Annotated in this window: 10 protein-coding genes; 4 read left to right on the forward strand and 6 right to left on the reverse strand. The window is 56.4% G+C overall.

The genetic code is table 11. The annotated features are described in order from the left end of the window. Positions 1–21: 21 nt before the first annotated feature. Complete coding sequence (gene purL / locus C3Z11_RS08730; RefSeq protein WP_106477528.1) at positions 22–3921, reverse strand: phosphoribosylformylglycinamidine synthase; 3900 nt, start codon at positions 3919–3921, stop codon at positions 22–24. A 220-nt stretch (positions 3922–4141) separates the two neighbouring features. Here purL and mltF point away from each other — a divergent pair, with 220 nt between their 5' ends. Together mltF and C3Z11_RS08740 are read left to right on the forward strand one after the other, a co-directional pair. Beyond that, complete coding sequence (mltF, locus tag C3Z11_RS08735) at positions 4142–5599, forward strand: membrane-bound lytic murein transglycosylase MltF (RefSeq protein WP_106477529.1); 1458 nt, start codon at positions 4142–4144, stop codon at positions 5597–5599. Between the two features lie 37 nt (positions 5600–5636). Next, complete coding sequence (locus tag C3Z11_RS08740; protein ID WP_158700972.1) at positions 5637–7574, forward strand: sensor domain-containing diguanylate cyclase; 1938 nt, start codon at positions 5637–5639, stop codon at positions 7572–7574. 14 nt (positions 7575–7588) lie between these two features. Here the strand turns inward: C3Z11_RS08740 and C3Z11_RS08745 are convergent, their stop codons facing one another. From C3Z11_RS08745 to C3Z11_RS08755, 3 genes are all read right to left on the reverse strand, one after another. Continuing rightward, complete coding sequence (locus tag C3Z11_RS08745; protein ID WP_158700974.1) at positions 7589–8071, reverse strand: hypothetical protein; 483 nt, start codon at positions 8069–8071, stop codon at positions 7589–7591. 208 nt (positions 8072–8279) lie between these two features. Next, positions 8280–8747 carry a tRNA adenosine(34) deaminase TadA gene (tadA, locus tag C3Z11_RS08750; protein ID WP_106477532.1) on the reverse strand — a complete coding sequence of 156 codons (468 nt, stop codon included), beginning with the start codon at positions 8745–8747 and terminating at the stop codon, positions 8280–8282. A 108-nt stretch (positions 8748–8855) separates the two neighbouring features. Beyond that, positions 8856–9920: an NAD(P)-dependent alcohol dehydrogenase gene (locus tag C3Z11_RS08755; RefSeq protein WP_106477533.1), complete on the reverse strand. Its 1065-nt coding sequence runs from the start codon at positions 9918–9920 to the stop codon at positions 8856–8858. 202 nt (positions 9921–10122) lie between these two features. Between C3Z11_RS08755 and C3Z11_RS08760 the strand changes: the two genes are divergently transcribed. Then, positions 10123–11037, forward strand: a complete 915-nt coding sequence (locus tag C3Z11_RS08760; RefSeq protein WP_106477534.1) for an AraC family transcriptional regulator — start codon at positions 10123–10125, stop codon at positions 11035–11037. Positions 11038–11093: 56 nt separating this feature from the next. On the opposite strand, the gene C3Z11_RS08765 is transcribed toward C3Z11_RS08760, so the two are convergent. Then, positions 11094–11432, reverse strand: a complete 339-nt coding sequence (locus tag C3Z11_RS08765; RefSeq protein WP_262927308.1) for a DUF3817 domain-containing protein — start codon at positions 11430–11432, stop codon at positions 11094–11096. A 338-nt stretch (positions 11433–11770) separates the two neighbouring features. Between C3Z11_RS08765 and C3Z11_RS08770 the strand changes: the two genes are divergently transcribed. After that, a complete protein-coding gene (locus C3Z11_RS08770) occupies positions 11771–12790 on the forward strand; it encodes an SDR family oxidoreductase (protein ID WP_106477779.1) in 1020 nt (339 codons plus the stop codon). Between the two features lie 55 nt (positions 12791–12845). Here the strand turns inward: C3Z11_RS08770 and C3Z11_RS08775 are convergent, their stop codons facing one another. Further along, positions 12846–13622, reverse strand: coding sequence for an ADP-ribosylglycohydrolase family protein (locus tag C3Z11_RS08775; protein ID WP_106477535.1), 777 nt, complete (start codon positions 13620–13622; stop codon positions 12846–12848). Between the last annotated feature and the right edge of the window lie 119 nt (positions 13623–13741).

Consider the following 13741-nt stretch of genomic DNA (forward strand, 5'->3'; position numbering starts at 1 on the left):
TTACATCAATCGCGTTAGGGCTCAGCCCACCCACTTGCGTGCGTTGCGGAAGATCCGCATCCAGGCACCGTCTTCGGTCCAGCCAGACGGACGCCACGAGTTGGTGGCGGCACGTGCGACGCGCTCGGGGTGAGGCATCAGAATAGTGACGCGCCCATCGCTTGTGGTCAGCCCGGTAATACCGGCCGGCGAGCCGTTGGGATTGGCCGGATAACGCGTCGTGACCTGGCCATAATTATCAACGTAGCGCACCGCGACCAGACCGCTGCTCTGTACGCTGCGCAGATGGCCATCGTCGCGGAATTTCGCCAACCCTTCGCCATGAGCCACAGCAATTGGCACACGCGAGCCCTCCATTCCCGCCAGGAACAGAGATGGCGACTTTTCGATCTGCACCATCGCCACCCTTGCCTCAAACTGCTCGGACTCGTTGCGCACGAAGGCCGGCCAGCTTTCAGCGCCGGGAATCAGCTCCTTGAGCTGCGACAGCATCTGGCAGCCGTTGCAGACGCCAAGCGAGAAGCTGTCGCCACGGGCGAAAAATGCCTCGAACTGCTCACGAGCGCGGGTATTGAATAGAATCGACTTGGCCCAGCCACCACCGGCGCCGAGCACATCGCCATAGGAAAAGCCGCCGCAGGCTACCATGCCCTGAAACTCAGCGAGATCAACGCGACCAGCAATAATGTCGCTCATGTGCACATCGATTGCCGCGAAACCGGCATGATCGAAATTCGCCGCCATTTCGAGCTGACCGTTGACGCCCTGCTCACGCAGGATGGCTACTTTCGGCCGCTCGCCTCGAGTGATATAGGGCGCGGCGATGTTGTCGTTGACATCAAAACTGGTGTCGGCAAACAGCCCCGGGTCGTTTGCGTCGAGCAGTGCATCGAATTCAGACTCGGCGCAGACGGGATTGTCACGCATCGCTTGCAGCCGATAACTGGTCTCGCTCCAGGTGCGGATCGCAGCGGTACGACTGGTTTCAAGCAGCGTCGTATTAAACAGTGTCACGCGCAGTTGATCGTCATCACGCGGACGAGCGACGACCCCACAGGCATGATCGAACCCCGCATTGGCGAGCTGTGCCAGCACGAACTCGGTGTCATCACGCTTGACCTGGATGACCCCACCGAGCTCCTCGGCGAACAGTGCATCTACCGCCGTGCTGGGCTCATCGGCCAACCAGTCGAGGGTAATGTCGAGACCCACATGACCGGCAAACGCCATTTCAGCAAGCGTGACCAGCAGGCCGCCGTCGCTGCGATCGTGATAGGCGAGTAACTTGTCGTCGCCATTGAGCCCCTGAATAACCGCAAAGAATGCTTTGAGGTCCTCGGGATCATCGAGGTCAGGCGTGTCGTTGCCGACCTGACCGTAGACTTGTGCCAGCGCCGAGGCGCCGAGGCGGTTCTTGCCACGCCCCAGATCGATCAGGATCAGGTCGGTCTCGCCCTGATCGGTCTTGAGCTGTGGCGTCAGCGTCTTCAAGACATCGCTCACCGGCGCGAAGCTGGACACGATCAGCGATAGCGGTGCGATCACTGCTTTATCGTGGTCACTATCACGCCACGCAGTGCGCATCGACATCGAGTCCTTGCCGACCGGAATGGTCAGGCCGAGCTGCGGGCACAGCTCCATGCCCACCGCGTACACCGCCTCATACAACGCCTGATTTTCGCCGGGGTGGTCAGCGGCGCTCATCCAGTTGGCAGACAGCTTGATATCCGCCAGCTTGGCGATCGGCGCGGCAGCAATATTGGTAATCGTTTCGGCAACGGCCATACGCGCCGAGGCCGCGGCAGAGATCAGCGCTGCCGGGGTGCGCTCGCCCATTGCCATCGCCTCGCCCTTGTGGGTGTCATAAGACGAGGTGGTTACCGCACAGTCAGCCACCGGCACCTGCCACGGCCCAACCATCTGATCACGCGCCACCTGGCCGGTAATCGAGCGGTCACCGATCGTGATCAGGAAACTCTTCGAGGCGACAGCGGGTAGCGTAAGTACGCGTTTGAAGGCTTCAACAAGATCGAGGTTTTCAAGCCTCACGCCCGGTAACTCGACGCTCTGACGGGTAAATTCACGATTCATCTTTGGCGGCTTGCCAAACAGCACGCTCATCGGTAGATCGACAGGGAAGGTATCGAAATGACCGTCATGCACGCTTAAATGATGCGCTTCAGCCGCTTCACCGACTACGGCAAACGGGCAGCGTTCACGGGCACATAGCGCTTCGAACACCTCAAGCTGCTCGGCCGGTACCGCCAGCACGTAGCGCTCTTGAGCTTCGTTACACCAGATTTCTAGCGGGCTCATGCCTGGTTCGGCGTTGGGCACGGCGCGCAGCTCGAAGACGCCACCACGCTCGCCATCCTTGACCAGCTCCGGCAGCGCGTTGGACAACCCACCCGCACCGACGTCATGAATAAAGCAGATCGGATTGTCGTCGCCCAGCGCCCAGCAGCGGTCGATCACCTCCTGGGCGCGCCGCTCCATTTCGGCATTGCCACGCTGCACGGAAGCAAAATCGAGATCCTCGCTGCCTTGTCCTGAAGAAATCGATGAGGCTGCACCGCCGCCGAGGCCAATCAGCATCGCAGGGCCGCCCATCACGATCAGCTTGGCACCGACCGGAATCTCTCCTTTCTCGACATGCTGTTCACGAATGTTGCCGTAGCCGCCAGCAAGCATGATTGGCTTGTGATAGCCGCGACGCTCGACCCCGTCTATACCGACCGCATCGTGCTCGTAGGTACGGAAGTAGCCGGCCAGATTGGGACGGCCGAACTCATTGTTGAACTCCGCACCGCCGATGGGCGCTTCGATCATGATATCGAGCGCGCTCTTGATCCGTTCCGGCTTGCCGTAGTCGTACGCTTCCCACGGCTGTACAAATTCAGGGATACGCAGATTGGAAACCGTGAAGCCGGTCAGTCCCGCCTTGGGTTTACTGCCCACTCCGGTCGCACCTTCATCGCGGATCTCGCCGCCCGCACCGGTAGCCGCGCCCGGATGAGGGGCAATGGCAGTCGGATGATTGTGCGTCTCGACCTTCATCAGGATGTGAATAGGCTCCTGATGGTAGCCATAGCAGTGATCGGTTGGCGCCGGAAAGAAACGCCCCGCCTCGTGACCGCGGATAACCGCCGAGTTATCGCTATAGGCAGAGAGAACATCCTGAGATGAACATTCGTAAGTGTTCTTGATCATCTTGAATAGCGAGCGCGGCTGCGGCTCATCATCGATGGTCCAATCGGCGTTAAAAATCTTGTGACGGCAGTGCTCGGAGTTGGCCTGCGCGAACATCATCAATTCGACATCAGAAGGATTGCGCTCAAGCCCTTTGAACGCCTCGACCAGATAGTCGATCTCGTCATTGGCCAGTGCCAGACCAAGCTCGCTATTGGCCCGCTCCAACGCATCACGCCCCCCTTCCAGAATATCGACGTGACCGAGCGGTGCCGGCGCATGGCGGTCAAACAGCTTGGCCGCATCGCTTGTATCGAACAGCACGGTCTGGGTCATGCGGTCAAAAAGGTGCGTCTTGATGGCCTCGACCTGTTCACGGGTAGGCATCCCTCGGGTCACGACGCGATAAGCCGTACCTCGCTCGATGCGCCTGATCTTGTCTAGCCCGCAGTTGCGCGCAATGTCGGTGGCCTTCGATGACCAGGGTGACAGCGTGCCCAGACGCGGAACGACCAGATACAGTGCGCCATCGCCAGATGATGGAGCGTTATCAATATCCAGCAAACGCGCGAGCCTGTCCCGTTCGATATCGTTAAGCTCACCATTGATGTCGATAAAGTAGATATGCCGGGCACTGATGGCCTCTATCTCAGGCGCTGCTGCACGCAGGGCCGAGAGAAGTTTGGCGTGACGGAAGGAAGAAAGGGCATTCGCACCTTGCAGTTCGAGCATGACCAAGGAAGCCTCTGCAGCTGCATAAATAGGAGGGGTCGTGTCAAAGACGTGGCGAGCAATGCGCCCGTGGCGACCGAGAAGCGTCCTATGATACTGGAAAGCATGGCTGTGACGAAATCAGTGTGTCATCGACAGATGACATTAACGGCACAGTGCTGACTGGCAGCAAAGCGTCGGACACGGTATCGTGTGACTTTATGTTAACCGACACGATTTCATGCTCAACACTTTGACCGGCCGGCTACGCTGGTTGCTGGCGTTGTTGTTGGGTACGATTGCCCTGCTGCTGCCCAATCTCGCCCTGCTGCCCCACACCAGCTCGCTTGACGCCGTCAAGGCACGCGACTTTCTTCAGGTCTTCACGCGTAATACGCCAACGACCTTTTACGAAGGTCGTCAGGGCCCCACGGGCTTCGAATATGAACTGTCAAGACGCTTCGCCGATTACTTGGGCGTCAGCCTGGCGGTTGATCATAACCATAATATCGCCAGCGTGCTCGACGGGGTGCGCACCGGTCAGGCCGACCTTGGGGCTGCCGGCCTGGCGCTTGATCCTTCTGCCTTTGGCGTTCGCTTCAGCCGGCCGATCATGACCATGCAACCGCTGGTCGTTTACCGCCGTGGGCAGCCACCGATAACGTCACTCGACGATTTGCTTGATCGCAATATAGGCGTCATTGCCAATTCAGGCGCTGATCTTGCACTGCGCGATGCTCAGCGTGATCATCCCGGGCTTAGCTGGAAACAAACCAGCGACCTTGAGGCGACCGATCTGTTACGCCTGGTCAACAACGGCACGCTCGATGCCGCTGTTATCTATGCTCATCAGTTCAGACTGAATCGTCTCTTTTTCCCGGGCGTTGAGAATGGTTTCACCTTGGGTAATACGCTGACCCTCGCCTGGGCATTCCCAGATAACGGCGATTTTGCCCTGCTTGATGAAGCCAACGCCTTTATCGACACATTAAGAGCCAACGGCACGCTTACCGCGCTGATCGAGCAGTACTTTGGCCATGATGATTATCTCGAATACGTTGGTGCTCGCCATTTCATTCGCCAGGCTCGTCAGCGTCTGCCGGACTATATCGATACTTTCAAGGCGGCGGCAGCGGAGTCGGGCTTTGACTGGAAGCTGCTCGCCGCTGTCGGTTACCAGGAATCGCACTGGGATCCCGACGCCGTCTCACCGACGGGCGTGCGCGGCCTGATGATGCTGACCACGCCAACCGCCAATCACATGGGCGTGGATGACCGTACCGATGCTGAGCAGAGCATCAATGGCGGCGCGCGCTACCTGGCCAGCGTCAAGTCACGCCTGCCGGAGAGCATTCCTGAACCCGATCGTACCTGGGTGGCGCTGGCAGCGTATAATATAGGCTTGGGGCATCTGTTTGATGCCCGGCATGTCGTTAAGCTGCGTGGGGGTAATCCTGATCGCTGGCAGGACATCCGCACGGCCTTGCCACTGTTACAGGAAAGAAAATGGTACCGACAGGTGCGCCACGGGTTCGTACAAGGCAATATTGCTGTATTTTATGTGCGCAACATACGCCGCTATTACGAAATCCTTAACTACATCTATCGCAGCCAGCAGCAGTTTTATCCGTTGAATGAGTTATCCCGCGACCCAGAATCAACGGATGATGCGTTCGATACCGTTCCGCCTGTACTTTGATCCGCAAGGGTCGAGCCGCAAGGATTAAATGACGCCAATGGCGTGTATCGCTGTCCTGTTGACCCTTTTATCACTGCTCCTGTCGCTCCTGTCCGGCTGGCTGACCATCACGACGCATGATCAGTGGTGGTTCGGTTTCTTTCTCATCGCCGTGGCATTGCTTCAGCTCACCCGATGCTTACCGACCACAAGACTGCATTGCATGGCGGGTACGGTTATCGTCGTGCTGATTCTGGCCTTGCTGGCGACTTACGTGGTGCCTCGTAGCTGGATTAGCCTTGAAGACTGGCAGCGCATCTTCACCGATGCCTCCTATACCCAGCCCTTCTATCTGCTGCGCCCGCCGATTCTCGCGCTAATGGCGTTATGTATGGCAACGTTCAGTACCCTGCTGCCCATACATCATCGCCATGCTCGGCTGATTCTCGTGCTGATGGGTGCCGTGCTGGCGTTGCTGTATCTTTCAACCGGCTCGTCCAGCGCAAATGAGTTACAACCTACCACACCGGCAGGCTTTAACGTCGCGTTGATGCTGTTGATCCTTGCCCAGGCCTGCGTCCTGCCAGGCGAGCTCTGGCAGCTTCGCAAACTTCTACTCGCACCCATTGTGATCAGCATGGTCGTTCTCAGCGGAACGCTGTTTGCTTGGCATTACCAGAATCAACAGAACCTACATGACATGGACACGTTCACGCATACACTCAGCGACAACGTAACCGAGCGGCTCGGCCAGACGCTTCATGCCCAGCAACAAGCAATGTGGCGCTTTGCAAGCTTCTGGGGACTTTTCAATCGGGCCCCGAGCCATACCGAATGGGCACGTCAGGCACAGGAGATCGTTAATGATTTCAATTATATTAAACGTATCGTGTACATTGCTCCAGATGGCCGGGCGGCACGCACCTACCCCAGCGAAAACAATACGCGATTGATTGGCCATAACCTTTATGACCTCGTCGATAACGAGCCGTTGCGTCAGGCGCTTGTCTATGGTGAAAGTAGTGCTACTCAGACAACGGATCTGCCCGAGGGTGGACGTGGAATCATCTATTACATGCCGGTAACGGGCCTAAATTCTGGAAGAATCCCCGGCGCGATAGCTTATTTCGTTGAGCCGACGGCTCTATTCGAAACTCAGCGTGGATATATTGCTAAAGAGCAGATAGGGCTGACAGCAAGTGAGCATAGCAACACGTTTTTCCGCATCAGGCCAACACAGCATCTCAGCCAGGGAAAGTACTGCAACCTGCTCGCGGTCGGCGATGATGCATTGACCGTCTGTATACGGCCAGCCCTGTCCCGCCTTTACGAGCAGCGCTCCTTTTTGCCCGATGTTACGCTCGTACTTGGGCTCGTCCTCACCTATCTGTTCTATAGCATGATGTATTTCTTTCTGCGTCTACGGCATGAACATGTGCAGTTGCAACATGCCAATCGCAACCTCTCTGACGAGATCAACAAACGTATCGCTTTGCAGCGGGAGGTGGAATGGCTCGCACGTCATGACGAGTTGACCAAGCTGCCCAATCGCCGTTATTTCATGGAGCGTGTGCAGGCCTATCATGACGAGCTGCCGCTTACGGTCATGATTATTGATCTCGACTATTTCAAGTCGATTAATGATCGCTTAGGCCATCAGGAAGGTGATCGCTATCTCAAGGAGGTCGCCAGTGCCGCACGGGTACCGATCGAAGACCATCCGGGTATTCTCGCCCGCTATGGCGGAGAGGAATTCATCGCATGCCTGCCCCACTGTTCATTGACGCAGGCCAAGATACTGGCGGAACAGATCCGGCGCGATATTATCGCCCTTGACCTGTTCCAGCCGGAAACGGGTGACACCGTTACCGTCAGCATCGGCATCGCTACCACCCATGAGCTTCGCCATGATCTGGCGACGCTGGTACTCGAAGCCGATCAGGCGCTTTATAGCGCTAAGCGCAGCGGACGCAACCGCGTCGAATATAGTGTGTAATGCCCCTCGTTACGCTAGACAGCGTGCTGTTCCAGACGGGCATCCGTCTGCGCGTCCCGTGCCAACGACATGCGACTCATCATCGCAAAAAAGACATCACCCGCCAGACGCATGGCTTCATCGTTGTCGATCGATATGGGGAGTACATCGGCTCCAGCAGCCAGCATCGCACGGGTGGGAGAGATAATCGTAAAGGCACTCTCGGCATCAGGTTCGATCACGGGACTTGCCATGGTAACCAACGCCACCGGAATGGAGACAACGACGCCGAAATGAGCCAGTAGCTTCTTTTTTATTTCAGGCCACTCTTGCTTAGGGATAGCGGCCGCCTCGCCATAGACGGCGTCACCCTCTTCTCCTGCTACCCCATGACACACCTTGACCCTGCCATCTTCGAAAATGACGCTTTTCTCGCTGCCGTGTTCCATGATGCTGGCAACATACAGAAGTGACTTGTCGGTCAGACTATTGGTCCATACCTGAATCATGTTACTCATGGCGAATTCCACCTCTTTTCTTGCCGCGTACCGTACTCGATCCTACCAACGCATTGTTACAATACATTACGATGGCTTACCTAATATCGCTCGCAGCACCGTATCCTTTAATCCAATACGCGGCAAAAGAGGCTGACTCGACTATTGGATAAGGTTGATAAAAGCCATCTGCTTCGCCAGATCACCGAACTATAATTAATAGGCAAGGTTACAAAGTGCCTTGTTCACGTCGTTGCGCAAAAAAGCTCTTGAGCAGCTTGCTGGATCGACTCGCCAGCACGCCACCCTCGATATTTACATAGTGATTGAACCAGGGTTGGGCAAATAGATTAGCCTTCGATTCCACCATCCCGGTCTTCGGCTCGGCAGCGCCGTAAACCAGACGTCTGATACGAGCATTGATGATCGCCCCGGTACACATCATGCAGGGCTCCAGGGTGACATAGAGCGTACAGTCCAACAGCCGATAATTGCCCAGCCGAATTGCAGCATCACGCATGGCATTAAGCTCAGCGTGGGAAGAAGGGTCGTGGCTGCTCACCGGCGCATTGAACCCCGCGCCAATGATGTCGCCGTTTGCATCGACTACCACAGCGCCGATCGGCACTTCTCCTTGCTGCAGGCCAAGATGGGCCTGATCCAGCGCTCGAAACATGTAAAACTCATCGCTTGCCATCGCTCCATCCTTTGCAGCCTACGGTTACGCTCCCGTAAAAAACACATGGTATAAAAAAACCGGCGCCCTGAGGCACCGGTTCTTCACACCATCACGCGTGATCAATGCTTATGCCGCATCTTCCTTGAGCGTAGCCATATCGATCACAAAACGATATTTCACATCGCCCTTGATCATGCGCTCATAAGCGGTATTGATGTCACGAATGTCGATCATTTCAACATCACAGGTGATGTTATGCTTCGCGCAGAAATCGAGTACTTCCTGCGTCTCAGGCATACCACCGATCAATGAACCGGCCAGTACACGGCGCTTGAAGATCAAAGCCCCTCCACTGACAGCAGGATCGATCGGCTCCAGCAGGCCTACCAGAATATGCACGCCATCATACTTGAGCGCGGTCAGGTATGGATTGATGTCGTGCTGGACCGGTACGGTATCGAGCATGAAATCAAAGTTGCCCTCGACCGATGCCATCTGCGCTTCGTCGGTGGAAATGATGACGTGATCGGCACCCTGCCGCTTCGCCTCTTCGACTTTGCTTTCGGAACGGGTAAACAGCGTGACTTCAGCACCAAACGCCTTGGCCAGCTTGACGCCCATGTGACCCAGACCACCCATGCCGATCACACCAACCTTGTGGCCTGGCTTCACGCCATAATGCTTAAGCGGTGAATAAGTTGTGATACCCGCGCACAGCAACGGCGCCGCTGATTTGAGATCGATGCCTTCTGGCATGCGCACCACAAAGCGCTCACTGACCACGATGGCGTCGGAGTAGCCGCCTTGAGTCAAGGTGCCATCGTGACGATCGGGGCTGCCATAGGTCATGGTAAAGCCTTCAAGGCAGTACTGTTCAAGGCCATCATTGCAGGCAGCGCAGTGACGGCAGGAATCGACCATGCATCCGACACCAACAATATCACCCACCTTGTGCTGGGAGACGTCAGAGCCTACGGCAGTAACGCGCCCGACGATCTCATGACCGGGCACTACCGGATAAGTGGTCATCCCCCAGTCATCGCGAGCGAAGTGAAGATCGCTATGGCAGACGCCGCAATAGAGGATATCGATAGATACGTCATCGGGGCGTGAATCGCGACGCTCGAAACTGAAAGAAGAGAGCGGCTTGTCAGCCGAATGCGCGGCATATCCCTTTGCAACTGTTGGCATGAAATCTCCTGATCAACAATGATTACCAGCGCTCATGCAAAGCACTGTACGACTAACAGTGTGTGTCATTGATGCCCAAGTCGCCATACTCATTCCTGCCCAATACTTGCCCAATCCTCCTAGACAAGCAGGAAAACCACGCTACAAACGCAATATTTCATGCATAATAATCAGTATTCCCAACCACCCTACCAAGGACGTAATGACGCCACCAACCATCGCCCATAATGCCGATATTCAGGCGATCAATCGTCGCATGGCCGAGCTGATCGCACCGCTGGTCGAGCACGATGGCTTCACATCGTCGTCCCTTGGGGGATTACAGCTGATTGCTTCCCAATGCAGTCAACCGCGCACCCCACTGGTCTATGAACCGAGCCTGGTCATCATCGCCCAGGGGGAGAAAGTCGGCTATTTAGGAGATCGTACCATTCACTACGGTGCGGGCACCTATCTGGTCCAGGCCATGCCGCTACCCTTCGAGTGCGAAACGTATGCCGAAGCCGGCACGCCACTGCTTGGGCTATCCATTCACATCGATCTGGTCATGCTCGGTGAATTGACCGAGCTGATGCCGGCACCGCTGCAAACGACGCCTCTGCCGATGGCAGCGGTCGCCATGGACACACGCATGGGTCACAGCGTCGTTCATTTATTGGAATGCCTGCACGATTCCGTGATGCAAGAAGCGCTCGGCAAGGGACGGTTACGTGAAGTGCTGTTCGAAGCGCTTAGAGGCCCCCAGGGAACCTCGCTACAGCAACTGCTGTTTCAGCAGGGACAATATGCGCGTATCGCTCGTGCATTACAGTCGCTGCATCACCATTATGCCGCAGCGCTGACCGTCGAGACGCTGGCACGTGAGGTCAACATGAGCCCCTCGGCGTTTCATCATCACTTCAAGCAAGTGACCTGCCTTTCACCACTGCAATACCAAAAGCGTATTCGACTGCTCAAGGCTCGTCTGATGATTACCAGTCAGCATCATAATGTTAGCGGCGCGGCCAACGCTGTTGGCTATCAGAGCGTTTCCCAGTTCAGTCGCGAGTACAAACGCTATTTCGGTATCAGCCCTGCAAATGAATCAAGGCGTGTTCCCGTACAAGCAGCGCGTTGATACCGAAACGGCTCATCTACCGGTTACTTGCATGGCTACACCAATCGGCTTACTGACTATTTGGCAGAAGATGCAGGCGCTAACGTCTTAAGCTCCTTTTCCTTGCGTCGCATGAATGGCGCATTCAGAAAGGCGCCAAAGGGAATGAATGCCACAATCACCATGCGTGCGATTTCGCCCTTGTGCCATGTTTCAGTCGAGACCGTCTTGAATACCATCCAGAGATAGAGCAGGAAGGCTACGCCATGGATAGGGCCCATGATCGAGACAGCGGCGGGTAGATCCATCATGTGCTTGAGCGGGACCGCAATGAATAAAAGCACTACCAGCGTGGTGCCCTCCACCATCGACACGATGCGTAATCGATTCATTTTGGCACTGATGGCACTGGACATGATCATCTCCTTGAAAAGTAGTCACTATATGAGCCGCGCTATTGTGCTCACGCGCGCCGATGATAAACAGGGCTGTGTCCATTGTCGCTGAAGTTAAAACAATGGGCATGATAGCTCGCCAAGCCATCCGCTCCTCCGCCCCATTCGGCTTCATACCGGTCAAAGCGTTAATGCACACGTTAAATAGCGCGGCGCGATTGAGAAGCCTCCTCCCCGTTTAAATCCTGTTTGCAATTCACGTAAGGCTTCTATCCTTATCGGAGAGACAAGGAATGGATACCGGATCGCTTACGCCAATCGTAAAGGTGCGTGGCGGTGCATCAAACAAGGAGGGCGGCATGGCACTGAACTTGAAGAAGCTCCATGATCAGACGATCGTTATCACTGGTGCGACTACAGGCATCGGCTTATCAACTGCGCGCATGGCTGTCGCCGGCGGTGCACGTGTAGTGCTGGCGGCACGCGACGAGGATGCACTGCGTCACCTCGTCGAGGAACTAGCCCAGCAAGGCGGAGAGGCTACCTATGTGGTCGCCGATGTCGGCAATGCCGAACAGGTCCATCAGATAGCGCGTACTGCTATCGAGCGCTTCGGTGGTTTTGATACCTGGGTCAACAATGCGGGCGTATCCATCTTCGGCAGGATGCTCGACATTCCCCCGGAGGATCATCGCCGCCTGTTCGAAACGAACTACTGGGGCGTCGTGCACGGCTCGCTGGAAGCCGCCCGTTACTTTCGTGAAGTGCGTGGCGATTTTGGCGGAGTGATCATCAACCTCGGCTCGCTGGTCTCGGACCGCGCCATACCGATTCAAGGCATGTATTCCGCGTCGAAGCATGCGGTCAAAGGCTTTACCGATGCCCTGCGCATGGAGCTTGAGGATGAAGGTGTCCCTGTTGCCGTGTCGCTCATCAAGCCAAGCAGCATCGCGACGCCTTTTGCACAACATGCCGAAAACACCATGGATGTGCAGCCTACGTTACCGCCGCCCCTTTACGAGCCATCCGTGGTGGCACGCAGCATCATTCACTGTGCCGAGACGCCTAAACGCGACATATTTGTCGGCGCAGGGGCCAAGTTCATTTCCGCCCTGGGCCACTGCGCGCCGCGCCTGACCGACGCGATCATGGAGTCGATGATGATTCGCCAGCAAAAGACCGGACGGCAGGAGCATCGCCGCCACTTTGCCCTGCATGAACCAGCGACGGACATGAAGGAAGGCGCGGATTATCAACGCCACGTAATGAAATCGAGCATCTACACCGAAGCATCACTTCGACCCGCGCTGAAGGCGACCCTGTTTGCTGGCGCCGCACTCGGCATCGTTGCGCTTGCCCGCCGCGGCTCGTCACGTTAAAGCATCAGCTTCACCGTTCACTTTTTGAAGGCATGAGCACTAGGCTCATGCCTTTTTAATTGCCACCGCCATAACGCTGGGTAAACGCTTCCACTTCGTGGCGCAGCGGTTGATCGAGACGCGCCAGTACTTCATGACGAATAGCGTCCGGCACACTGCCATAGTAGGCCTGTGCTAGCGCGCCTGAGATGCAGGCCAGCGTATCGGCATCGCCACCCAGCGATACGGCGTTGCGAATCGCATCCTCAAAATCCTCTGCTTCGAGAAAAGCCACTGCAGCAGCAGGCACCGTGCCCTGACAGGTGACATCGAAATGGGAGTGCTCACGCAACTGCACGAGACTGGCAGAACAGTCGTAGCCGAAGCGTTCAGTGAAGAACTGCCTGATCTGCTTCTTGTCGCCGCCGTGACGCGCTAGCCATACAGCGCCCGCCACGGCTTGAGCGCCCTTGATGCCCTCGGGATGATCATGTGTGACCTCGGCGCTTCTGCGCGCCTCAGCCAATACATAATCTAAGGCATCAAACGCCCAGCCAACGGGTGAAACTCGCATTGCCGAACCGTTGCCGAAGCTGTTGTAGGGCTTGGGCTCACGTACGACCAGCCACTGCTTGAATCTGCCGCCATAGCCTGCGTCAGGATAGCGCCGACCCCAGCGGCGTAACGCTGTGACATAGTCCTCGCCCTGCCGCCGCACACTAGCGACGGCAATGGTCATTACACTGTCATCGGTAAAACGCGAAGCGGGCGTGAACAGGGCAAACGTCTTGTCCTGCGCGGCGTATCCCTCGTGGATGGAACCGATAATATCGCCTGCGATAGCTCCGAGCATGCTCACCTCAATCAATAGACGCTCTTGATATCTGATAAGTGTAGACACGCCATGACGTCACCTTGGGTTCACCCTACACGCCGCTGAAGAAATAACCTCCCGAGCCGATTAAGCAGTAT

The sequence above is a fragment of the Phytohalomonas tamaricis genome (assembly GCF_003012345.1).
Lineage (GTDB): Bacteria > Pseudomonadota > Gammaproteobacteria > Pseudomonadales > Halomonadaceae > Phytohalomonas > Phytohalomonas tamaricis.